Below are 23,456 nucleotides of genomic sequence, written 5' to 3'. Positions count from 1 at the left end.
TCTAAGAAGTAAAAAACTCTCCAAAATGCCACAAAACTCCAGCCGGATCAAGCAGGAAACATTCTTTTCCCCAATCCATCGTTTTTATTGGAACCAGTTTTATTGAATTGTATTTTTCTTTTAAATTTAAAGCTGAAAGTTCTTCCCAATAGAGCTCTACATTCTCTATTTCAAGAAAAATCATTGTGTTTTCAATCCATTCTTTAGAATAATAATCCTGAAGATAAAATGCAAATTCACCTTTTTTAAAAACTGAAAATTTAGGATCAATTTCAACCTCTTCAAAACCTAAATCCCGATAAAATGCTCTGCTTTCAGCAAAATCTTTTGATCCGATAAATGGTCTTATTGATTTTATTTTTTGATTCATATTACTTTTTATTTGTCCAGTTATCAAAAGTCATCTCAAACTTAATTTAGTTTTTTCCGTGTATCCCAACTTCAATCCAGCCAGATTTTCTGTAAAACATTTCTGCTCTCGTATTGGGTGAAGTTCCAAGCCACACATTTTCTTTGGTTTGATTAAAATACCAGTCCAACATCATGTCATGTAGCTTTTTGCCAATTCCTTTCTTTTCAAAATCAGGATCTACAAACAACGCCCAAATATTATTTTCTTTTAAATCTACAATAGAAAAACCTGTAATTTTCTTATCAATTTCGCAAACCCAACCCTTTCCTCTTTCGGTCACAAATTCTTCACAATCTCGATCAGTAACAAGATCAGGATTTGATAATGTGTTTTCTTTAACTGAATTTCTCACGACCTGAATTTGCGGAATATCTTCTACTCTCGCTTCACGAATAATCATATTTGAAAATTTATTTCTTGTCAACTACAATCCTTGCTTCTCGATTTGCAAGTTCCCAAGCTGTAGTAAAAACCAATTGCGTTCTTTTTTGCAGTAAATTAAAATCGATTTTCTCAACGTCATCGGTCGGCTGGTGATAATCTTCATGAATACCGTCAAAGAAAAATGCTACGGGAATTCCATGTTTCGCAAAATTATAATGATCGGAACGGTAATATAACCTGTCGGGATCTTTGGGATCGTCGTATCTATAGTTTAATTCAAGATTGTTTGTCTTTTTATTTGCAGCTTCATTGATCGTTTTTAACTCTGAACTCAACATTTCAGAACCAATTACATACACATAATTCTTTCCACGATTGGCAAAATCATCTCTTCCAATCATGTCAATATTCAAGTCAGCAACTGTATTTACCAAAGGAAAAACCGGATTGTCGGAGTAATACTCAGAACCGAAAAGTCCGTGTTCTTCTCCCGTCACATGTAGAAATAGAATCGATCTTTTGGGTCCGTTTCCTTTCTTTTTCGCCTTCTGAAAAGCTTTTGCAATCTGCATTACAGCGACAGTTCCGCTTCCGTCATCATCGGCACCGTTGTAAACTACTCCATTTTTAGTTCCGACATGGTCATAATGTGCAGAAACAACGATAATTTCTTCTGGTTTTTCACTGCCTTCAATAAAAGCTAAAATATTTTCAGAATCTGGTAAATTTCCACCCCCTCTTTTTTTCATGTAAGAAGATGGAACTTTCTGATAATAAGAACCTAATTTTTCAGGAAACGAAATCCCCAAATCTTTATAAAATTTCACAATGTATTCTCCAGCTTTTTTCTGACCTGGACTTCCTGTGTCTCTTCCTTCCATTTCATCAGAAGCAATTATATATAGATTTTTCTTTAAATCATTAAACTTAATTTGCTGATATGCTTTACTAAAGGATTTCTCACTTTTAGAATTGCTTAAACTTGAATTTTGCTCATTATTTGAACGTATAGAATTTCCACAACTCGTAAGAACAATTACTGAAAGAATTGGAATGAGTATTTTTTTCATGTAAAAAATTGTTTGTTTAAAAATAACAAAAAAAATCCAACTGTAAATTGGATGCTATTTTTTTATATATTTGATAAAAGCCTATGGAAAAAAACTACGGATTTAATGATTACAAATTTTTCACAGAAATGTCGGAGCTTGCTTCGAGACATCAGAGTTATGATTTGTCATTAGGTCTCCCCGATTTTGAAATCGATCCGCGTTTAAGATATTATCTGAAAGAATCTGCGGATATGATTAGCCATAGTTATGAATCGCTTTCGGGAAATCCTTTGTTGATTGAAAGTATTATTCGGTTTAATTTAAATCGAAAAAACAGTGTAAAGCTTAAAAAAGAGGAAATTAATATTGTTCCTTGTTCTACTTTTGGTTTGTACACGTCTTTAAAATCTATTTTAAATATTGGTGATGAAGTGATTGTTATTCAGCCTTCTTACTACACTTATGCACCTTCGATTGTTATAAATGGCGGAGTTCCTGTTTATTACGATTTGGAAGTTGATTTTAAAATTGATTGGGAGAAACTTCAAAATTGTATTAGTTCAAAAACTAAAGCAATCATCGTTAATTCACCTCAAAATCCCACTGGAAAAACTTGGACTAAAGAAGATTGGAATCAGCTTTATGAGTTGATAAAACATCAGGAAATTTACCTTATTTCGGAGGAAATTTATGATATTTATTATTACGACAATGCTGAACATTACAGTTCGTTTTTGCATCCTGAATTGAAAAAAAGAACATTTTGCATCTTTTCTTTCGGGAAAATGTTTCATTCTACAGGCTGGAAAGTAAGTTATCTTTTAGCTCCTGAAAATTTATTAAATTATTTCAGGATTCATCAGCAATATATTTCTTACAGCTCAAATTCGCCTTGTCAGTACGCTATTGCAAAGTATCTCGAAGTTTTTGATCCTGCTGAAAATCAAAAAATCATGCAGCAGAAACGTGATATTTTTAATCATTTAATAGAATTTACGCCTCTTAATGTTGAACAAAAATCGCAAGGAGGTTTTTTTCAGATTGTAAATTTCAGAGATGTAAATTCCACGATGACCGATGTGGAATTTTCAAAATGGCTGACTGTTGAGAAAAAAGTTTCCTGTTTGCCGCTTTCGGCTTTTTATCAATCTAAACAAAATTCAGATTATATAAGATTTAGTTTTGCTAAAAAAGATGAAGTCATTATAAACGCGATGGAATATTTGAAAAGAAATTTGTAGCCATATTTTTATTCCCACAGATTTCACGGATTTTCACAGATGTTTTTTTATAGCTTAGCTCTAAATAAAACAAAAAGCACCGCGAAATGCAGTGCTTAAGTTTATTTTTAATTTGAATCTAAAGAGCCAAAACTCTTATATCTAATCTTCGGTTTTTTGCCTGACATTCTTCAGTATTATTTGCCGGGCAAACCGGATGCTGAGAACCGTATCCTTCTGTTTCTATACGATCTCCGGCAATTCCCAGTTCAAGTAATTTCAATTTTGCGGTTTGAGCTCTTAAATTGGAAAGGGAAAGATTACTTTCTTCACCTCCAACATTATCGGTGTAACCTCCTAATTTTATTTTCAAAGTAGGATATGCATTCATAATTTCAGCAAGATTAGAAAGTTCATTTTCCGAACCGGCTTTTAAATCGCTCGATCCGGTTTCGAAGTACAAATTTTCAATGGTATACCATTTATTTGGATCTAAAACAGACTGATTTTTCTTATTAACATCGTCCTGCAAAAAGTACAATTGACTTTGATTTCCCAAAGAAATTGTTTTGCCACTTTTCAGTTTAACTTCCTGAATATTTCCTGTATTGTAAACAAAATCACCATCTTCATTCAGCTGACCATTAATTCCTGATGGTGCAATTGCTACATTATTTCCTGAAATCGCTTGATTTTCTATATGCGTTGCGGATTTACCAAGAAGACTTTCAATTTTTGCTTTTCTGTTGGCATCAATTTTATCTTTATGTAAAACAGCCAAAGTTGGTGCAATTACCAAAGAAACAATCGACATTAATTTAATTAAAATATTCATCGACGGTCCGGAAGTATCTTTAAAAGGATCTCCTACTGTATCTCCTGTGATGGAAGCTTTGTGTGGTTCTGAACCTTTATAATAAGTCTGTCCGTTAATATTTACTCCTTTTTCGAAAGATTTTTTAGCATTATCCCAAGCTCCGCCTGCATTATTCTGGAAAATACCCATTAAAACTCCGCAAACTGTTGCGCCGGCTAAAAATCCACCCAAAACTTCCGGACCAAAAATAAATCCGATTAACAAAGGTGAAACGATTGCAATAGCACCTGGAAGCATCATTTTTCTGATAGATGCATCAGTGGAAATCGCCACACACTTTTGATATTCCGGTTCGGCTTTTCCCTCCAGAATTCCGGGGATTTCTCTGAACTGTCTTCTCACTTCTTCTACCATTGCCATTGCCGCCTGTCCAACTGCCGTAATCGCTAAAGACGAAAATATAAACGGAATCATTCCACCCACAAATAATCCTGCTAAAACATCAGCTCTGTAAATGTCAATTCCGTCAATTCCTGCAATTCCTACAAAAGCAGCAAATAAGGCCAAAGCTGTTAAAGCTGCAGAAGCGATTGCAAAACCCTTTCCTGATGCTGCAGTTGTATTTCCAACCGCATCTAAAATATCTGTATTTTCACGAACTTCTTTTGGCAGTTCACTCATTTCGGCAATTCCTCCTGCATTGTCAGCGATCGGTCCGAAAGCATCAATTGCCAACTGCATTGCGGTTGTAGCCATCATTCCGGCTGCTGCAATGGCGACACCATATAATCCGGCACATAAATATGAGCCATAAATTCCTCCCGCTAAAACCAGAATTGGTAAAAGTGTGGATTCCATTCCAACGGAAAGTCCGCCAATAATATTCGTAGCGTGACCTGTGGAAGACTGTCTTACAATACTAGATACAGGTCTTTTACCCATTGCTGTGTAAAATTCAGTAATGATACTCATTAAAGTTCCTACGACCAACCCTACGATTATCGCTCCGAAAACTCCCATTTTAGTAAATTCAATACCTCTTAAAACCATTTTTTCCGGTAGAAGATAAGTAACCAAAAAGTAAGAAGCAATTGCGGTAATAACGATACTTCCCCAGTTTCCTAAGTTTAATGCATTCTGAACGTTAGAAGTTGATGCACCCTCATTGTCATTAATTTTAACGAATAAAGTTCCGATCATTGAAAAGATGATTCCAGTTCCGGCAATTAACATCGGTAAAAGAATCGGAGCAAATCCTCCAAAAGAATCTATAGAAACTGTTTCCCGGCCTAAAACCATTGTCGCTAAAACGGTCGCCACGTAAGACCCAAATAAATCAGCTCCCATTCCTGCAACGTCTCCTACGTTATCTCCTACATTATCAGCAATTGTGGCTGGATTTCGAGGGTCATCTTCGGGAATTCCTGCTTCTACTTTTCCTACTAAATCAGCTCCAACATCGGCCGCTTTAGTGTAAATTCCACCACCAACTCTTGCAAATAAAGCGATAGATTCTGCGCCTAAAGAAAATCCTGTAAGAATTTCTATTGTTCTTTCCATCTCATGGGAATCTACAGTAGAACCGGGAGCAAAAATCTGTTTAATAATTAAATAAACCGAACCCAATCCTAAAACGGCTAAACCCGCAACTCCCATTCCCATTACCGAACCTCCTGTGAATGATACTTTCAAAGCTTTGGATAAAGATGTTTTTGCAGCTTCAGCAGTTCTAACATTGGCTTTGGTTGCGATTTTCATTCCGATAAAACCCGCCAAAGCAGATAGTATGGCTCCAATCACGAAAGCAATACCGATACTCCAGTGAGAATTGGAGTTGGTCATTCCCATTACACCTAATAAAATTGCTACGATGATGACGAAATACATCAGAATTTTGTACTCGGCCTTGAGAAAAGCCATCGCACCGTCAGCGATATGTCCGCTGATAACTTTCATTTTTTCATTGCCTGCGTTTTGTTTGCTTACCCAATTACTTTGCAGAAAAGTATAGATCAGGGCAATAACGCCAAAAATTGGCACTAATACAAATAAGTCCATAGTTTAATATTTTTTTGGTAATAGATTATTAAATATACTCAATAATTTCTTTTGTTCCATTTAAAATATTATACCAATTTTGTATTTGACAAAGTAAATTGTTGAAAAAAACGAAAAAAGCAGATGAATATTCACCTGCTTTTTATATCAATATCTAATTTTTTAAAAATTATCCTCCGTATTTATCCGAGTAATCTTTTTGAGAAGCCACAATCACCTGTTTTGCATGCTCAGCTCCGTAAACTTCCTGGATTCTGCATTTTGCAGGCTCATCCGGTAAGTTTTTATACGTAAGGAAATAGTGCATTAATCTTTTTACTTCGGCTTCAGGTAATTCTGAAATATCTCTGAAATGTCCGAAAGCATGATCGCTTACCATTACCGCCACAATTTTATCATCTGCTTCACCACCATCAATCATTTTGAAACCTCCGATAGGAATAGCTTCCATTAAAAGTCCTCCTGAGTGAATGTTGTGCGAACTTAAAACACAAATATCCAAAGGATCATGATCTCCCATTGTAACGTCGCTTGCACCACTTTCTATAGCCAATTTCATTACTTCTGCGTCACAGTAAGTTCTTGGAACAAAACCGTATAATGCAGGAATAATATTTGAAAACTTCTGAGGTCTGTCTACTTTAAGGTAACCCGTTTCTTTATCTATTTCATATTTAATGGTGTCTGAAGGAACTATTTCCACGAATACGTTAACAACGTTTGGCGCATCTTCTCCTGCAGAAATCCCATGCCACGGATGTGCTTTAAAATTTGGAATCATTATTTATATTTATTATTTAATTAAGCTATTATTAAAATTTCTCTCCTCAAATCTTCAATGGTTGCACTAATGTAGTCGTTATCATTCATGTAATTCATAATGAAAACGGTTTTATACTCGTTAAGATTAGGGTTGTTATTTAAACTTTCGTAAGTTTTGTGAAGCAAATCTATGATTGCATTTTTAGAATCAAGGATATTCTGCCATGAATTTTTTGTTAAATAAAGCTGTTGAGAAGCATTATATTCAAACTCTTCATTGATGGTTTTTTCTGTAAGAAATAAAAACTCGTGAGCGGCAAGATCTTTATCAAATTTCTGAATAAGGTTTGAAGGCTTTATTCTTTCTAAAAAAAGCGTCATTCTTTCATAGGAATGCGTTTTATTTTCAGAATTAGACTTTACAGAAAGTAACCTGATCTCTTGATTTTTTAAGTTGATGTAAGTATATACAAATTGTCTCAGCAAAACCAAAAACGGAATTGCAATAACTAATGCGACTGCATAAGGTAAATAGTCTAAAAAATCTGTCATAATTTGAGGAAGCAAAATTAATGATATTTTCTGAATTACAGCTCAAATAATGCAGGTCTTTGTGTTACCTCATGATAACACACACTTTTCTCATCAAAATAGTGATACACAAGACTTTTTCGGGTTTTGGTTTTGTCTAAATGTGGTTCACCGCCGTGAAGAATATTAGCATGCCAAATTAAAAGATCACCCTTTTTAGCTTGAAAGACTTCTTTTTTTAAGCCTAATTCTTTCACTTTATTTTCAAGGAATTCTTCGTAAGCCAAATAACTTTTTTTACCGATTTTAAAAGTTGTACCTTCATTATCATAATCAGAATTAAGGAAATATGGAAGTTTGTGACTTCCAGGAATATAATGTAATGCACCATTTGTTTCATCTACGTCTTCCAAAGCAATCCAGACTCCGAGAAGTCCGCCTAAAGGATACGTTGTCATGTGAATACTGTCGGAATGCGTTTTTTGCTGACTACCGTTGATAAAATTGATGCTTTGAAATAATTTAGCATCGCCATCAATTAAAACGGATAAAAATTCAAGTAAATTCTTATCGTTACCAATTTTTTTAATGATTTCTGAATGATGAATAACAAACATTAACTTTCCGCCATAACGGAATTTTATCGTTCCGTCTTTCATTAATTTTTCAATTTCAGCATTGATTTGATCGGCAGTTTCGGACTTTAAATAATTTCTTAAAACTAAAAACCCATTGTCGTCAAACCCTTCTGCACTGATTTTATTTTCTTCTGAAAGATTTTTATAAAATTGGGTGTTAAGAAGTTTCTCTCGATCAAATTTTCTTTCATTTTTTGGCAAATGAGCAAAATCTTTGCTTGAAATAGATGAAAAATAGCTTTTATCGAGTCCGTATTTTTTATAGAGCGGAATGTTATGCTGTAATTTTTTTTTGTTGAAAAAATTATAAATCATGTAAGGCAATTTATAATTTCGAATTTTCTTAAACATTGTTATTAGATTGAAAAATACTTTATAAATTTATGAAATATATTTAGAACTAATCTAAAGAGCGTGATTAAATTATTGATTAAAGATAATTTTCAAACTAAGTAATTTTTTAATTATCTCTTTCTTGGAATAATCGATAATGTGATAAGGCCGAAGTTCTGGTCTGAAACCTCTGAAAAATTCTTCAACGTTGGGCAATTCGCTGCCTTCAAAATCAAAAATTTTGGAGTGAATATTTTCTTTTATACAATTGTTTATCAATACAGAAGCTCCAGAAATCTTAACCGATTCTTTATCATTGAAAGTTCCTAAAAGTGCCACCGTAAAATCATCAAAATACGTCACAATAATGTTGATAATTCTTTTATTGAGATAAAAAGCAGAAAAGCTTAGACAGTCTGCCTCAAACATATTTTTAAAAATTAAAATAAACAGTTCTATGTCTTCTTCTTTATCTGCTCCGAGAAAATTATCTCTGATAAAGCTTTCAGCCTGATCAAAACTGATTTCTTTGATTTCAGAAGTTTTTAAAACATCTTCATCAAGCCTCAATTTTCTTTTTCTTTTCGGGGAATATTTTGAATAAACTGTTTCGTAATTTTCAGGAAGAATCAGAAAATTCTTTTTAGGTTTTAAAGATGTTTTGAACTTGTTAAATTCATTAAAGGCATACACCCTGATAAGATATTTGTTCTGTAAAAAGCTAAGAAAAGCCTCATTAATTTCTATATTGTCTTCCCGGGAAAAAATTCCTAATTGCTGGCAAAGCATAGGATTATGAACAATTTTTATCCCCGATTTAAAAACGTAAGGAACCGGCATTACTGCTTCATAATCTTTATAAACAAGCAATTCCCATTTTTTATCTGAAGTAAGATCTAAAAATTGTTTTGTAGCAGAATATTTTCGTTGTGCTGAATTTTCAAGACAATGAGAATATTTTTCAAAATCAATTTCATGGTATTTTAATCTTCTAATCATAATATTCCTTCGTCTGCAAAACTCAGATATGAATTTTGAGTAATAATTATATGATCCAAAAGCTGAATATTCATGAGGTTTCCCGCTTCTTTCACTTTTTTGGTTATGCTAATATCTTCTGCGCTTGGTTTTGAATTTCCTGACGGATGATTGTGTGAAATGATGATTCCCGTCGAAAAATGGTCTAAAGCCGTTTTAAAAATAACTCTGATGTCTACAATCGACTGATTAATTCCACCCTGAGTAAGCTGGGCAACATGAATCACTTTATTACTCTGATTGAGAAAAAGTGCCCAAAATTCTTCAGTTCTTAGATCTGACAAATGCAGTTTTAAAAGATGATAAGCATCTTTACTGCTCGAAATTTGTGGTTTTTCAGGGATTTCCTGAGCGGCTCTCCTTCTTCCGATTTCTAGAGCTGTTGCTATGGAGATTGCTTTTACTTCACCAACGCCTTTAAATTTAGTTAAATCTTTAATCGTCAATAAACTCAACTGATGCCAATTGTTATCAACGGAAGCTAAAATTTTTCTTGCCAATTCTACAGCTGTTTCATCTCTGCTTCCGCTGCCCATAATGATTGCCAAAAGTTCAGAATCAGAAAGTGAGTTTTTACCTTTCAGTAAAAACTTTTCTCTCGGTCTGTCGTCTTCTGCCAAAAATTTTATAGACATATAGATTAATGATAATAGATTTTAGTTAATAAAAAGCATATAAAATAATGCTCTTTTTTGATGGGTCTAAAAACTTTGCCGTTTCATTAAATGCTTTTGTGGAAAGCATAGGACAACCCAGACTTAAACACGTTAAATTTTGAGATTCCTGATCAGAAATACAGCCAAATGAGTGTAAAACAATTGCTCGCTCCATTGCATTACTGTTTGTTGAGTCTAAACCTTTTAAACGATAAGCTTTTCCAAACTTTCCGTTGTAGCTTTCTCTAATCTCGTATTTTCCTAAAGAAGATTGATAAGAACCTTCAACATTGGAAAACTTAAGCTGATTTGATTTTGGTATTACAGATCCTGAACCATGAGAAACAATTGCTTTTTGAACGATTTTGTTATTTTTTAAATCATAAACAAAATAACGGTATTTCCCTGAATGAACTTTAAAATTGATGAAGACTGCAAAATCCTGATTGTAGTCTTTGTTTCTAATATAATCTTTTAATTCTGAAATTTTCTCTTTTGGCAAAACATCAATATTTTCCTGAGCTTTTGACTGACTGCAGGAAATTAATAATAAAATTGTAAAGAGTAAAGATTTCATTTAAAATAATTATTCGATGATTAACCCGTCTTTCATCACCAATTTACGATCGGTAATTTCTGCCAATTGCGGATTATGCGTTACAATCACAAAAGTCTGATTGTATTTATCTCTCAGATCAAAAAATAAGCGGTGAAGATCATCTGCGTTTTTTGAATCTAAATTCCCGGTCGGTTCATCAGCGTAAATAATCTTGGGAGAATTGATAAGAGCTCTTGCAACCGCAACTCTTTGCGCTTCACCGCCCGATAATTGATTCGGTTTGTGATGAATTCTTTCTGCAATCTTTAAATCTTCAAATAACTGATACGCTTTTTCTATTGCTTCTTTTTCATTGGCTTCTGCAATTTTTGTAGGCAATAAAACATTTTCTAAAGCAGTAAATTCCGGTAACAACTGATGAAACTGAAATACAAAACCTATGTTCTGATTTCTGAATTTCGAAATCTGCTTATCGGTCATGTAAATAAATGGCTTATCGTTCAGATAAATTTCAGTATCATATTTTTGAGGATTTGAAGGCGTATCAAGAGTTCCCAAAATCTGTAGCAAAGTAGATTTTCCGGCTCCGGATTCTCCGACAATAGAAACTACTTCACCCGTTTTGATGTGAATATCAACTCCTTTCAATACTTCCAGATCTCCATAAGATTTACGGATATTACTTGCTCTAATCATGTTTCAAAAATAGTGATTTTTTCTTTTGTTTTTAGGTTTAAAAAGAGGTTTTAGAATGATTAATTTTAGCTTCAATTATTAATTTTACAATGATAAATACTTATGCTTTTCTAATCAGAATTCTGAAAGTTGTGCCTTTTCCAACTTCGGTTTGAGAAATTTTAATATCTCCGTTATGATATTCCTGTACAACTCTTTTCGCAAGACTTAAACCCAGTCCCCATCCTCTTTTTTTCGTTGAATATCCTGGTTTAAAAGCATTTTGAGCCTGATATTTTGTCATTCCGGTTCCGTTGTCTTTTACTTCAACTAAAATATTTTTATTCCGTTCAAAAACAGACATTTTTAAGGTTCCTTCGCCTTTCATGGCATCAACTGCATTTTTTACAAGATTTTCAATCACCCAACTCATCAGAATTTTATTGTGTGGAACTAAAATATTGTATGTTGGTAATAAAAGTGTAAAATCTATTTTTCTGGAAATTCTTGTTTTCAGATAATCATAATTTTCTTTAATGGTTTCATTAAAATTCGTATCGTTTAATTCAGGAACTGAACCAATTTTTGAGAATCTTTCTGAGATTGTTCTGAGTCTTTCAATATCTTTTTCGATTTCAATTACACCATCAGAATCAGGGTTTTCCAGCTTCATAATTTCCATCCATCCCATCATAGATGATAATGGAGTTCCGATTTGATGCGCCGTTTCTTTTGCCAAACCGGCCCAAAGATAACCTTCATCTGTTTTTTTAACAGTTCTTAAAAACCAAAAGGAAAATAAAAAATAACACAACACAAAAAAGCCGAGAAGAAAAGGAAAATACTGGAGATTATTCAGCATTTCTGAGTTGTCATAATACACAAACTGGTCATTTCCGCCCTGAACTTTTATTTCAATTGCCGGGTATTTTTTCTCCATTCTTTTTGCTTCGGCAATTATATTTTGAGAGTCATCTCCAACTTCTTTTGACAGATGTTTATACTCTATAATCTGATCATTTTTATCTAAAATAATCATCGGAATTGTTGTATTTGAGCTGTAAATGGCGAGAAGCAATTCCTGTACTTCCAAACTTGGTGTAACATCCTGCTGAAACTTTAAAGCTTTAACCAAAATATCAACACGTTTTACTTCATCTTTCTTTAAATAATTGACAACCAAAGTAGAGGTAATAACGATGGATACAACAACCAGTGTCATCAAAGAAAAAATAAACCAGTTATTGAATCTGGCAAAAATGGATCTTTTTTTCAATATAAATTATTTTAAAACATTTAAAATTTTCTGTAGTTCTGCACTTTCGCTTCCCTGATAATTGTTAATGATAATGGCATAAATATATTTCTTTCCGTCTTTAGAAGTATGATAACCTGCATAAGATTTTGTATCGCGCATTGTTCCGCTTTTCATCTTCATACCGTTATCCTGAGTTGGAAAACCATCGTAATAAGAATCAAACCAAGGTTGTTTTTTAGCATAAATTAAAGCCTGGACTTCAGCTTTTGCCGAGACATAATTTTGCGGTGAAAGTCCGCTTCCGTCAGCAAAATTAATCATATTAGGATTGATTCCTTTTGATTTCCAAAATTCAGCTAAATATGCAACTCCACTTTTAAAACTGGGATTTCCTTTCTTTTCTTTACCGAGAGTCTTGATTAAATTTTCTCCGTACAAATTCACTGATTTTCTTAAGAACCAGTAAACAATTTTATCTAAAGTTGGCGATTCATACGTTAGAATAATATTATTTTTAGGAGTTTCCAAAGCTTTTTTGCCATCGATTTCTAATTGAGAATTCGTCAAAACTTTCCCGGAAATCTCAATTCCTGATTCTTTCAGCCATTTTTGAACTTCAACGCCCAATTGCAAAGGTGGATTTGGTACAGAACCGGAAACCGTAACTGCTTTCGAAGGTAAACTTCCGTTAATTAAAGCAACATCAGAATGTGGTGCCGTAAAAATCAAACTCTGGTCTGAACTTCCTGCAATTTTTACATCATTTAACCATTTTACGCCTTCTAAAGGATATGAAAAACTTTTGATGTCATTTCCGCTCATGTTCATATCGAACTGATTTTCTCTCCAGTTGACTCCCCAAACTCCGGCTCCGTAATAATTTCCTAAATCATCCCATGGCCAACCTCCGGGAATGGTCTGATGGTCGAAATAAGAATCATCAATAATCAAATCTCCTAAAATTTTTGTGATTCCTGATTTTTTCACAGCTTCGATTAGTTTTTGTTTAAAATTTTCAGGTTTGTAACCTTCATAACGCCAACTTCCCAAAGTCGGGTCGCCATTTGAAGTGATGAATAGATTTCCATTTAAATTTCCTCCAGAAATAGTTCCTGAATAGGATGAAGTTGTTTTGTAAGTATAACTTTTGCCTAAAGTTTCCAAAGCAGCCGCCGCAGTGAAAATCTTTTGTGTTGAAGCTGTTGAAAGTCCTTTATTCCCTTGAAATTCATAAATCAGATTTCCGCTTTCGTCTGAAACATAGAAAGATAAATTTGAAGAAACTGCCAATGAAGAATTTATCAGATTTTTTGTAGCATCATCTAATTTTTGAGTGACGTTTTGTGCAAAAATCAGATGTGTAGACAGAACATAAAGTACAATATATTTTTTCATAAATAAATTTCAGGAAATAAAAATTTAAAAATTAATGAGATTATTCTTTGTTACATTAATGCAAAATCTAATGTCAAATAAACTGTAAAAATTAAGTTATCATAAATTGCAGACATCCATAAAAATTAATTACAAATCTGTTCCTGATTCTATTTCATAAGGCTCTTTTCCTTTTTCGAAAATTCTTGTCAGTTCGTTTCCTTCAACGGTAATTTTATCACCAATTCTTCGAATCCAGTTTCCTTCACGAAGTCCGACAACTTTAATATCGTTCTGCGTTAAAAACTCTTTAATTCTGGTTTCTCTGGTTTCTCCGTTATGTTTTAAATCCGGATTTGGATCTAAATAATGCGGATTAATATTAAACGGAACCAATCCCATACAATCGAAACTTGGTGGATACACAATCGGCATATCATTCGTTGTTTTCATATTTTGTCCGCCGATGTTACTTCCTGCACTGCAACCTAAATAGGCTTTCCCGTTTTCTACGTTTTGTTTTAAAACAGACATCAGATTTTCTTCATGCAACGTTTTAACCAATAAAAAAGTGTTTCCACCACCAGTAAAGTATCCTTTAGCTGAATTAAGAGCTTCTGTTTTGTTATTAAATTCATGCAAACCTTTTACTTTTATATTGATGGTTTCAAAAAATAATTTTGCTTTTGCCGTATAATCATCATGTGAAATTCCACCCGGTCTTGCAAAAGGAATGAATATAATTTCATCGATTCCTTTATATAATTCAATTAATTCGTCTTTTAAATATTCAAGATATTTTCCGCCAAAAAGTGTGGAAGTTGATGCTAATATAATGTTCATAAAATGAAAGTCTGTAATTATTAAAACAAAGATAAACTCAAAGCCTGTATAAATCAAAAAATACGCTAAAAATCACATTAAAACCGTTAAAAAACTCCAAAAAAGCTTAAAGGCTCTAAAAGAATCACAGAAAAATAAATTTGTAACTCCTACATTAGCAATAGTAATTTTAAAATAAAGAATATGAAAACGGTTAAAATTAATATCAAACAACTATTTGTAGGTTTAATAATGTTAGGAAGTACGAGCGCTGTTTTTGCACAAACTGCAGAAACTACTCCGACGATTCAAGCACAAACAAATCCTACGATTGAAGGACTTAAAAAACAAGTTGAAACCAATCCTAAAGATGTAGAATCGCTTGCTAAATTGGCAACAGCTTATCAAGATGCTGCAGATTGGCAAAACGCAATTGCTACCTGGAAAAAATTATCTGTGCAGTTGCCAGATTGGGCTCCTTCCTATTACAGTCAGGCTTACTCTTATCAATCTGCGAAAGATGATGTAAATGCAAAATTGTCTTATGAAAAATATATTTCAACAGTAAAACCTGAAGAAATTGAAGCAAGTAAAAAGAATTTAGCATATGCTTATTTCTTTATTGCTTTTAACGAACAAAAAGAAAGTCCGGATAAAGCAAAAGAGCATATCGCAAAATCTTTACAGTACGATCCAACTAATCAGGATGCAGTAAAGCTGAGCCAGGCTCTGAATTCTTAAACATAAATAAAACCGAAGAAATAATCTCTTCGGTTTTTTATTTAATTACTTTTCCGAAAAAATCTGTTTCTCCATTCAGATGTCGGATAATCTTTTTGATATTTCTTTCAATGCCTGTTTCAGTTTTCAAATTGTTGATGTAGCGAATTAACTCTAACTTTCTTGATGGAATTAAATTTTCAAAATTTTTAAATGCTACAGGGTTTTCTCTAATTGCCTTATCTAAATCCGGGTGAATTATAATTGTTCGGTCTGAATCATCAAACTCAATAGAAATTTCCAAGAGCTCGCCAATTCTTTTTGGAGAGTCTTTCAGCATTGTTAAATTAATATACAGCCGCCATTCTCCAAGATATTTCATTAAGTTTTGCTTAAATTCTTCTCCGTTTACAGTTCCTTTCACAGAAATCGGACTTTTATTCTTTCCTGAAGCTTCAAATATTTCTTCTAAAATTTCTTGAGGAATAAAAACATAAGGATTAATTCCTACGATGTTGAGTTTTGCCTTGAATTGGTTTTTCATACTTTCAAAGTTAAAAATTTGATTTGAAAAGTGATGTTAATATGAATAATACAAATACTTTGAAATTCAAATCTTGTAAGTCAACAAATTAATTTCGCACTCAAAATGGAATGTTTATCTTTGTTAAAATAAATCAATTTAAACAAAATGAAATTTTTTATTGACACTGCTAATTTAGAGCAAATTAAAGAAGCTAAAGACCTTGGAATTTTGGATGGTGTAACAACCAATCCATCATTAATGGCAAAAGAAGGAATTCAGGGTTCTGAGGCGATTAAAAACCACTACAAAGCAATCTGTGAAATCGTTGACGGAGATATTTCTGCGGAAGTACTTTCTACAACGTACGAAGAAATGATCAAAGAAGGTGATGAACTGGCTGCAATTCATCCGAACATTGTGGTAAAAATCCCAATGATTAAAGACGGTATTAAAGCGTTGAAATATTTTTCGGATAAAGGAATTAAAACAAACTGTACGTTGATTTTCTCTCCCGGACAAGCGCTTTTAGCTGCAAAAGCGGGTGCAACTTATGTTTCTCCGTTCTTGGGAAGATTGGATGATATTACAACAGATGGTTTAAACTTAATTCAGGAAATCAGATTGATTTTTGATAATTATATGTATGATACTGAAATCTTAGCGGCATCGATCCGTCATTCAATGCATATCATCGATTGTGCTAAAATTGGTGCAGATGTAATTACTTCACCACTTCCTCCGATCTTGAGTTTGTTGAAACACCCTTTAACAGATAGCGGATTAGCGCAGTTTGTAGCGGATTCTCAGAAATTAGCGTAAGAATTTGAAATTTGATGTTTGAGATTTGAAATTCTCCAAAAAAAATATTCAAAAATTTCAACACATTTAAACATAAAAAATCCCGAAACGAATTTGTTTCGGGATTTTATTTATACCAAGGTGTTTTACCAATCTGAAGCTCTTCTTCTTTTTTCGATCATGTGATCCACAGAAATTTTTCCTGCACCAACGGAAATAATTATTAAATAAATTGAGAGATATAATAAACTCAGTTCTCTTTTTTCAAACGCATCTGCTCCGTGAACTACAAATCCGGCAATTGCCATTGTGAAGAGCAAAAATCCTGCTGCAACTCTTGTAAATAATCCTAAAATAATAAAAATAGAACATACAAATTCAGCGAAAACCGTTAATACCAGCGAAACTGTAGCACCAAGTCCAAGAAAATCATAAAACTGTATTTCACCACCATTGATCAAAGTCTGAAGCTTTGGAAACCCGTGAGAAATCATCGCAAATCCTACAAACAATCTTACAAGAAATATAACGACATCTAAAATGATGGGATTGGTTTTTGTGTTTAAGTAACTCATTGTATGAAAATTTAAACTAAAGATAATAAAAATCTTTTATTACAACGATGGATATTGACTTTTTAGTCTATCTGTACCCAAAATTCTTCAAATCTCTGTCGTTTTTTCTCCAGTCTTTTTTCACCTTTACAAAAAGATTCAAATGGATTTTTTTTGCAAAAAATTTCTCTAAATCAATTCTTGCTTCAGTTCCTACTTTCTTAATGGCTTCACCTTTATGACCGATGATAATCCCTTTTTGAGTATCTCTCTCTACATAAATAATAGAATCAATAAAGATAATTCCTTCTTTTTCTTTGAACATTTCTGTTACAACTTCTACAGAATAAGGAATCTCTTTTTCATAATTTAAAAGAATTTTCTCTCTGATTGCCTCGTTCACAAAGAAACGTTCCGGCTTATCGGTATACATATCTTTATCATAATACGCCGGACTTTCAGGAAGCATTGATTTTAATTTCGGTAAAATAATATCAAGATTGAAAGCATTTAACGCAGAAATAGGAAGAATTTCAGCTTTAGGAATTCTTTCGTGCCATTCTGTTGCAATTTTCTCAAGACCTTCCTGATTGGTTTGGTCAATTTTATTTAATAATAATAAAACCGGAACCGGAATTTTGTTCAATTTATCGATTAAAAATTCTGAAGGTTCAGCTTTATCGGTGACATCTACAATGAAAAGAAATACGTCTGCATCCTGTAAAGAATCTTTTACAAAATCCATCATTTTTTCCTGTAAACCGTATTTTGGATCTAAAACTCCGGGAGTGTCAGAAAATACGATCTGTAAATCTTCTTCATTATAAATTCCAAAAATTCTATGTCTGGTTGTCTGAGCTTTCTGCGTTACGATAGCCAACTTCTCTCCCATCAATTGATTTAAGAGTGTTGATTTTCCGGCATTAGGCTTTCCAACGATATTTACAAATCCTGCTTTATGCATATAAAAAAATTAAATCGTTTTTATTACGATTTGCAAAGTTAGTAAAACAAAATTTGGATTTTGGACTATATCTGAAATAGATGCTCAAAAAAGTATACTTTTGAAAAATAATTAATCCTGACCTTCTTATGGAAATCGATCAGATCATCAATACCATCTTCCCACTTCCGGAATTATCAAAATTAAATTTAATTCAACATATTTCTGAAATCAGTCATCCAAAAGGGTTTTGTCTGATGGAAGCCAATAAGGTGGTTTCCTATATTTATTTTCTGAAAAAAGGAATTGTTCGTGCATATGCGTCAACCGAAAACAATGATATTACGTTTTGGTTCGGAACTGAAGGCGAACCGGTAGTTTCGATGAAAAGTTATGTGGATGACAAACCGGGTTATGAAAGTATCGAACTTCTGGAAGATTGTGATTTCTATGTTCTCGAAACTTCAAAGCTGAAAAAATTATTTAATGAAGATATTTATATTGCCAATTGGGGACGAAAATTTGCAGAGCGTGAATTGGTAAAAACGGAAGAATTAATTATTTCAAGACAATACAAAACAGCTTTGGAGCGGTATAAAGATTTGCTCAGAGAAAAACCGTATCTTTTGCAAAGAGTTCAGCTTGGTCATATTGCTTCTTATTTGGGAATTACTCAGGTGAGTTTGAGTAGAATTCGGGCAGAAATTAAATAATTGGCATAAAAATATTTCCTCGCAGATTTAGAGGATGGCGCTGATTTAAAATCTGCTTATCAGCTATATTTCTTTAAAATATAAAAGAATTGAATCTTGTTTTTTAACATTTGTAAAATTTTAATTCAGTTCAAAGCCTCAATTTTGCAGTATAAATTTATTTAAAATGAACTGGATTATTTTAATCATCGCAGGATTATTTGAGGTTGCCTTCGCATCATGCCTCGGAAAAGTAAAAGAAACAACTGGAAACGAAATGTATTGGTGGTTTGGCGGATTTTTAACTTGTCTCACAATTTCTATGCTTTTACTCATCAAAGCCACAGAAACTTTACCTATCGGAACAGCTTACGCAGTCTGGACGGGAATTGGAGCTGTAGGAACCGCTTTGGTAGGAATTTTTATCTTTAAAGATCCGGCAAGTTTCTGGAGAATATTTTTCATCTGTACTTTAATTGGTTCTGTGATTGGGTTAAAAGCAGTTTCGCATTAATTCTTTTATTTGATTTTTATTTTTAAACAAATATTAAATTTTATCACCGTTAGTGGAATAGTTTTTTGTATCTTTAACAAAAAATCATGAAAAAAACTCTATTCTTTTTAACATTTGTAAATAATTTCATTTTTGCACAGAATGCAGATCTTTTCAACAACAACTGGTATATTTCGCAAATCATCTTAAATGGACAGACAACAGCTTCTCCTGTAATGTCTCAAGGTTTACCCAACTCTACATTTATTCAGAGTACTTCAGGATATGTTTTTAATTCTCAGTATTTTAATATTGCAGGAGTAAATATTAATTTTTCACAAGCTCAAAATTCTTTTACAAAAACCGGTGGCGGATGTACTTTTGCTGATTATAATGGACCCAATATGCAGGCAGCACAGGAATATGACCAAAAAAACTGCGATTTCTATGTAGGAAGCATACCGCCTTCAGGAACTGTTCCAAACGGGACTGTTTTTAATTATCAAATTATTAATAACGGAACTTCCAAGACATTGATTATTACAAATGTCACGACAGGCAATAAAGTATACTACAACAATTCATTTCTTGGTACAAAAGAAAATGCACTGAAGAAGACATTTAAAGTTTACCCAAATCCTTCAATTGACTTTTTGATTGTTGAAGATTTGGAGAAAAATTTAAAAGTAAAAATTTACGATTTGTCTGGAAAATTATTATTTGAAACATTATCTTCCGGTAAAATAGTAAAAATTGATGTAAGCGTTTTTCAAAAAGGTCAATATCTTTTAAGTATTGAAAATTTCAGATCTGAATTTTTTATGAAGAATTAAAATAACACTTAAAGAAATAGAAAACGGCTTCAAATTTCGAAGCCGTTTTCTATTTCTTTAAAACGATTGGTAAAATTTCGTTTTGTCTTAATCCATATTTTCTTATTTCTTCATCAGAAAATTCCTGGGAATAAAAGTTGGCTTCAACCTCAAAACCAGCGGTTTTTAAACGGTCAAAATAATCCATTCCGTACCAACGAACGTGATCGTACTGTCCGAAATGTTTTTGTCTTTCTTTTGGATCTGTTATGGTGAAATCTTCATAGGTTTTCTCCATAGAGTTTTTCATCGGAACCTGCAAAATTCCCCAACCTCCCGGTTTCATCACCCGATAGAGTTCACTCATCGCTTTTGCATCATCCTGAATATGCTCTAAAACATGATTACAGAAAATGATATCAAAACTTTCATTTTCAAAAGGCAGATCTAAGATATCAGCTTTTACATCTACAATCGGTGAATATAAATCTGCCGAAATATAGTTGAGATTGCTCATTCTTTTAAATTTTCTCAAAAATTCCTGTTCGGGAGCAATATGCAGAACTTTATAATTTTTAATGAAAAAATCGGTTTCATTCTGAAGATAAAGATACATTTGACGGTGTCTCTCAAGACTTAAAGTTCCGGGTGACAAAGCATTTTCTCTTTGTTTTCCATATCCGTATGGAAGAAATTTGCGGTAAGATCTGCCATCGATGGGATCGAAAAACTGATCGCCTTTGAAAAATTGGTAAATCAACGGTCGCGCCCAAATGCTCATTTTAATAAGCATCGGACGTGGAATTTTATTTAATAAAAACTTAGTCAGCTTTTTCATTAAAAATCCAGTTGAAATGGCTTTTCTTCATCACTTACAATTCCTAAAGCCTCGTAGATATAATCAAAAGTAGAAAGTAAAACCGGCTTACCGTTAATCACACAAACATCATGCTCGAAATGTGCAGAAGGTTGATTGTCAAGTGTTGTCACTGTCCAACCGTCGTTATGGAATTTCACTTTTTCAGTTCCTAAATTAATCATCGGTTCGATAGCGATTGCCAAACCGTCTTTGATTACTTTTCCGCTTCCCTGTTTTCCGTAATTCGGAACTTGAGGATCTTCGTGCATTTTCTTTCCTAAACCGTGACCAACAAGTTCTTTCACAACTCCGTAACCTTCTTTTTCACAATGTTTTTGAATGGCATGAGAAATATCTCCGATTCTTTTTCCTCTAATACATTGCTCAATCCCTTTGTAAAGAGATTCTTTGGCAACTTTTAGTAATTTTTTGGTTTCATGTTTCACCTCACCAATTTCGAAAGTATACGCATGATCTCCTACGTAACCATTCAGAATCGCACCACAATCTACAGAAAGTATATCCCCTTCTTTAATATCTTCTTTATTTGGAAAACCATGAACAACCTGCTCGTTCGGTGAGATACAAAGAGAATTCGGGAAACCTCCGTATCCTAAAAATGCCGGTTCAGCACCGTGATCTTTAATAAAGTCATGTGCTAATTTATCTAAATATAAAGTAGTAATTCCCGGTTTGATTTCTTTTGCCAACATTCCTAATGTTCTGGAAACCAATCGGGCACTTTCTTTCATCAGACGAAGCTCGTCTATTGTTTTTAATTGAATCATTTATCAAATTTGAGATTTGAGATTTGAGGTTCAAAATTTTGTATTAAAGACATAAAATGTCAAATTTCAAACATTAAATTTCAAATTATATTATTACCAAAACAAACCTTTTTTCTTTTCTTTTTTCAGTTTTGAATAAGCTAAAACTTCTTTACCTTCTACCCGGAATTCTATTCTTTCGTTGATGATATTAAAGATCTCCCCCCATCCCGGAAAGCCACCTAAATTTCTGTCATCAATAAACCAATCTGCATCTAATTTTCTTGACTGTGTTTCAGAATCAAAAACTTCCCCTTCAAAGCTCGAGTTAATTGCGTAAAACTCAATACCATTCTGTCTGCAGAATTCTACAGCTTCATCTAAAGTTTTCCCGTGTCTGTACGTCCAAAGTATAAGTCTAAAACCTTGAGACTGAAGTTTTTTAAGAGTTTCGAAAGCGAAAATTTTTGCTTTTCCAATCGACGGATATGCATCATCTACGATAGTTCCGTCAAAATCAACAGCAATTTTCTTATTATTTAACATTTTGTTGCGTTTTTAGCTGGGCAAAGATACTAAATAAATAAAAGAGTGCCGAAAAACATTCGACACTCTAATTTATAATTTATTGTTAAAGTCTTATTATTTTTTTACCCAGGAAAATTCAAACTGTAAATCCGGGGTAGCAATTCTGTCTGTAATTTTCTGTAATCTTGAAGGAAGTTTCATTAAATATTCCTGAGCTTTTTCCGCTTTTTCGGTAAGACCTGTGATATGCTCAATCTTCCATTCGTCTAAAAGATCTTTCATAATATTGATATAATCCTGACCTGTGTAAACCAGACATCTTTGTGCAGCATCTGAGAAATGTCCCCAAAGCTCACCAGCTTTTTGACCAGACTGTCTCATCATATGAGCCGGCATAACGATTTTTTTACGCATCATATCTTCAAATGCCAAAATCATTTCTGAAGGATCCAATTCTAATATTTTTGCTACGAAATGTTTGTAAGCTTTTGCGTGTCTTGCTTCATCTGCGGCAATTACACCACACATTTTTGCTAGTTTTCCGTTTCCTGTTTGTTTGGCTAAAGTACCAACTCGTCTGTGAGAAACATTGGTTGCAGTTTCCTGAAAACTGGTGTAAACAAAATTTCTGTAAGGATCCATACTTGTTCCAATATCAAAACCATCACTGATTAGATATTGAGTTGTAATTTCCATCTGTCTCATGTTTACTCTCCCGCATAAATACAGATATTTCCCCAGTAAATCACCGTGTCTGTTTTCTTCTGCCGTCCAAGATCTTATCCAGCTTGCCCAGCTTGGCCCGCTTTTTTCCTGATCAATTCCGTCAACGCTCATCAGCCAGGATTCGTAAGAAGGTAATGCTTCCTCAGTAATACAGTCGCCAATTAATGTTACAAAAAGATCATAAGGCATTTCCTGAGCGAAAGTTTGAATTTCTTCTAAGTCATATTTAAAATCAGAACTAGAAGGATCTGGTAAATAATCTGAAGGTTGCCAAATTTTCTCAATTGGAGTTAAAAACTTATCGAGAAAAGAACCGACTTCCTTTTCCAAAATACCCATTACTTCTTTTCTTACGAGAGCATTATACATCAAAAAATAAATTTATAATTTACAAAGATAAGATTTATTTGTTATTTGTGACATAAGATAATATGTAAGTCATACTATTT

27 protein-coding genes are annotated in these 23,456 nt (G+C 33.2%); 6 read left to right on the top strand and 21 right to left on the bottom strand.

Features of this window, described 5'->3' with window-relative positions; all coding sequences use genetic code 11:
* Position 1: 1 nt before the first annotated feature.
* The 3 genes from ACOOWA_RS06180 to ACOOWA_RS06170 are packed head-to-tail and all read right to left on the bottom strand — an operon-like array spanning position 2 to position 1,866.
* Positions 2-370: a VOC family protein gene (locus ACOOWA_RS06180; protein ID WP_421373950.1), complete on the bottom strand. Its 369-nt coding sequence runs from the start codon at positions 368-370 to the stop codon at positions 2-4.
* Positions 371-416: 46 nt separating this feature from the next.
* Entirely contained in the window at positions 417-812 is a 396-nt protein-coding gene (locus tag ACOOWA_RS06175) for a GNAT family N-acetyltransferase (protein WP_421373948.1), read from the bottom strand.
* A gap of 10 nt (positions 813-822) precedes the next feature.
* A complete protein-coding gene (locus tag ACOOWA_RS06170) occupies positions 823-1,866 on the bottom strand; it encodes a M28 family metallopeptidase (RefSeq protein WP_421373947.1) in 1,044 nt (347 codons plus the stop codon).
* Between the two features lie 83 nt (positions 1,867-1,949).
* Here ACOOWA_RS06170 and ACOOWA_RS06165 point away from each other — a divergent pair, with 83 nt between their 5' ends.
* Entirely contained in the window at positions 1,950-3,089 is a 1,140-nt protein-coding gene (locus ACOOWA_RS06165) for an aminotransferase class I/II-fold pyridoxal phosphate-dependent enzyme (RefSeq protein WP_421373946.1), read from the top strand.
* A 118-nt stretch (positions 3,090-3,207) separates the two neighbouring features.
* Here the strand turns inward: ACOOWA_RS06165 and ACOOWA_RS06160 are convergent, their stop codons facing one another.
* The 11 genes from ACOOWA_RS06160 to pepE all read right to left on the bottom strand — a co-directional run bounded on the left by ACOOWA_RS06160 (position 3,208) and on the right by pepE (position 14,610).
* The gene (locus ACOOWA_RS06160) at positions 3,208-5,943 is read right to left on the bottom strand and encodes a sodium-translocating pyrophosphatase (protein WP_421373945.1); all 2,736 of its coding nucleotides are present in this window, start codon (positions 5,941-5,943) and stop codon (positions 3,208-3,210) included.
* A gap of 169 nt (positions 5,944-6,112) precedes the next feature.
* Positions 6,113-6,724, bottom strand: a complete 612-nt coding sequence (locus ACOOWA_RS06155; protein ID WP_421373944.1) for an inorganic pyrophosphatase — start codon at positions 6,722-6,724, stop codon at positions 6,113-6,115.
* Between the two features lie 20 nt (positions 6,725-6,744).
* Positions 6,745-7,257, bottom strand: coding sequence for a hypothetical protein (locus ACOOWA_RS06150; RefSeq protein ID WP_421373943.1), 513 nt, complete (start codon positions 7,255-7,257; stop codon positions 6,745-6,747).
* A 35-nt stretch (positions 7,258-7,292) separates the two neighbouring features.
* A complete protein-coding gene (locus tag ACOOWA_RS06145) occupies positions 7,293-8,189 on the bottom strand; it encodes a phytanoyl-CoA dioxygenase family protein (protein WP_421373942.1) in 897 nt (298 codons plus the stop codon).
* 108 nt (positions 8,190-8,297) lie between these two features.
* Complete coding sequence (locus ACOOWA_RS06140; RefSeq protein ID WP_421373941.1) at positions 8,298-9,206, bottom strand: hypothetical protein; 909 nt, start codon at positions 9,204-9,206, stop codon at positions 8,298-8,300.
* A complete protein-coding gene (gene radC, locus ACOOWA_RS06135; RefSeq protein ID WP_421373940.1) occupies positions 9,203-9,880 on the bottom strand; it encodes a RadC family protein in 678 nt (225 codons plus the stop codon). Before radC ends, ACOOWA_RS06140 begins: the two co-directional genes overlap by 4 nt.
* Positions 9,881-9,905: 25 nt before the next feature.
* Positions 9,906-10,478, bottom strand: a complete 573-nt coding sequence (locus tag ACOOWA_RS06130; RefSeq protein ID WP_421373939.1) for a murein L,D-transpeptidase catalytic domain-containing protein — start codon at positions 10,476-10,478, stop codon at positions 9,906-9,908.
* 9 nt (positions 10,479-10,487) lie between these two features.
* The gene (locus ACOOWA_RS06125) at positions 10,488-11,156 is read right to left on the bottom strand and encodes an ABC transporter ATP-binding protein (protein WP_421373938.1); all 669 of its coding nucleotides are present in this window, start codon (positions 11,154-11,156) and stop codon (positions 10,488-10,490) included.
* Positions 11,157-11,256: 100 nt separating this feature from the next.
* On the bottom strand, positions 11,257-12,411 hold the full coding sequence (locus ACOOWA_RS06120; RefSeq protein ID WP_421373936.1) for a sensor histidine kinase: 1,155 nt from the start codon (positions 12,409-12,411) through the stop codon (positions 11,257-11,259).
* Between the two features lie 6 nt (positions 12,412-12,417).
* Entirely contained in the window at positions 12,418-13,788 is a 1,371-nt protein-coding gene (gene dacB / locus ACOOWA_RS06115; protein ID WP_421373934.1) for a D-alanyl-D-alanine carboxypeptidase/D-alanyl-D-alanine endopeptidase, read from the bottom strand.
* A 129-nt stretch (positions 13,789-13,917) separates the two neighbouring features.
* The gene (gene pepE, locus ACOOWA_RS06110) at positions 13,918-14,610 is read right to left on the bottom strand and encodes a dipeptidase PepE (RefSeq protein WP_421373933.1); all 693 of its coding nucleotides are present in this window, start codon (positions 14,608-14,610) and stop codon (positions 13,918-13,920) included.
* Positions 14,611-14,793: 183 nt separating this feature from the next.
* Here pepE and ACOOWA_RS06105 point away from each other — a divergent pair, with 183 nt between their 5' ends.
* Positions 14,794-15,330, top strand: a complete 537-nt coding sequence (locus ACOOWA_RS06105) for a tetratricopeptide repeat protein (protein WP_421373932.1) — start codon at positions 14,794-14,796, stop codon at positions 15,328-15,330.
* A 37-nt stretch (positions 15,331-15,367) separates the two neighbouring features.
* Here the strand turns inward: ACOOWA_RS06105 and ACOOWA_RS06100 are convergent, their stop codons facing one another.
* Positions 15,368-15,853 carry a YdeI/OmpD-associated family protein gene (locus ACOOWA_RS06100; RefSeq protein WP_421373931.1) on the bottom strand — a complete coding sequence of 162 codons (486 nt, stop codon included), beginning with the start codon at positions 15,851-15,853 and terminating at the stop codon, positions 15,368-15,370.
* Between the two features lie 147 nt (positions 15,854-16,000).
* Between ACOOWA_RS06100 and fsa the strand changes: the two genes are divergently transcribed.
* The gene (gene fsa, locus ACOOWA_RS06095; protein WP_421373930.1) at positions 16,001-16,654 is read left to right on the top strand and encodes a fructose-6-phosphate aldolase; all 654 of its coding nucleotides are present in this window, start codon (positions 16,001-16,003) and stop codon (positions 16,652-16,654) included.
* Positions 16,655-16,779: 125 nt separating this feature from the next.
* Here the strand turns inward: fsa and ACOOWA_RS06090 are convergent, their stop codons facing one another.
* Positions 16,780-17,208 carry a DoxX family protein gene (locus tag ACOOWA_RS06090; protein ID WP_421373929.1) on the bottom strand — a complete coding sequence of 143 codons (429 nt, stop codon included), beginning with the start codon at positions 17,206-17,208 and terminating at the stop codon, positions 16,780-16,782.
* A gap of 67 nt (positions 17,209-17,275) precedes the next feature.
* Positions 17,276-18,151, bottom strand: a complete 876-nt coding sequence (era, locus tag ACOOWA_RS06085; RefSeq protein ID WP_267266059.1) for a GTPase Era — start codon at positions 18,149-18,151, stop codon at positions 17,276-17,278.
* A 128-nt stretch (positions 18,152-18,279) separates the two neighbouring features.
* Here era and ACOOWA_RS06080 point away from each other — a divergent pair, with 128 nt between their 5' ends.
* The 3 genes from ACOOWA_RS06080 to ACOOWA_RS06070 all read left to right on the top strand — a co-directional run bounded on the left by ACOOWA_RS06080 (position 18,280) and on the right by ACOOWA_RS06070 (position 20,148).
* Positions 18,280-18,843 carry a Crp/Fnr family transcriptional regulator gene (locus ACOOWA_RS06080; RefSeq protein ID WP_421373928.1) on the top strand — a complete coding sequence of 188 codons (564 nt, stop codon included), beginning with the start codon at positions 18,280-18,282 and terminating at the stop codon, positions 18,841-18,843.
* A 166-nt stretch (positions 18,844-19,009) separates the two neighbouring features.
* The gene (locus tag ACOOWA_RS06075; protein ID WP_421373927.1) at positions 19,010-19,336 is read left to right on the top strand and encodes a DMT family transporter; all 327 of its coding nucleotides are present in this window, start codon (positions 19,010-19,012) and stop codon (positions 19,334-19,336) included.
* Positions 19,337-19,422: 86 nt separating this feature from the next.
* The gene (locus ACOOWA_RS06070; protein ID WP_421373925.1) at positions 19,423-20,148 is read left to right on the top strand and encodes a T9SS type A sorting domain-containing protein; all 726 of its coding nucleotides are present in this window, start codon (positions 19,423-19,425) and stop codon (positions 20,146-20,148) included.
* 49 nt (positions 20,149-20,197) lie between these two features.
* Here ACOOWA_RS06070 and ACOOWA_RS06065 read toward each other — a convergent pair whose 3' ends face one another.
* The 4 genes from ACOOWA_RS06065 to ACOOWA_RS06050 all read right to left on the bottom strand — a co-directional run bounded on the left by ACOOWA_RS06065 (position 20,198) and on the right by ACOOWA_RS06050 (position 23,376).
* Positions 20,198-20,965, bottom strand: a complete 768-nt coding sequence (locus ACOOWA_RS06065) for a class I SAM-dependent methyltransferase (protein WP_421373924.1) — start codon at positions 20,963-20,965, stop codon at positions 20,198-20,200.
* Positions 20,965-21,774: a type I methionyl aminopeptidase gene (gene map, locus ACOOWA_RS06060; RefSeq protein WP_421373922.1), complete on the bottom strand. Its 810-nt coding sequence runs from the start codon at positions 21,772-21,774 to the stop codon at positions 20,965-20,967. Before map ends, ACOOWA_RS06065 begins: the two co-directional genes overlap by 1 nt.
* 93 nt (positions 21,775-21,867) lie before the next feature.
* Positions 21,868-22,299 (bottom strand): BT0820 family HAD-type phosphatase, encoded by a 432-nt coding sequence (locus ACOOWA_RS06055; RefSeq protein WP_421373921.1) that lies wholly within the window; start codon positions 22,297-22,299, stop codon positions 21,868-21,870.
* A 96-nt stretch (positions 22,300-22,395) separates the two neighbouring features.
* Positions 22,396-23,376, bottom strand: a complete 981-nt coding sequence (locus ACOOWA_RS06050; RefSeq protein ID WP_421373920.1) for an acyl-ACP desaturase — start codon at positions 23,374-23,376, stop codon at positions 22,396-22,398.
* Positions 23,377-23,456 lie beyond the last annotated feature (80 nt).

It is taken from the genome of Chryseobacterium sp. GP-SGM7, from assembly GCF_049166575.1.
In the GTDB taxonomy this organism is placed as follows: Bacteria; Bacteroidota; Bacteroidia; order Flavobacteriales; family Weeksellaceae; genus Chryseobacterium.
This window is presented reverse-complemented; position numbering and strand designations above follow the sequence as displayed.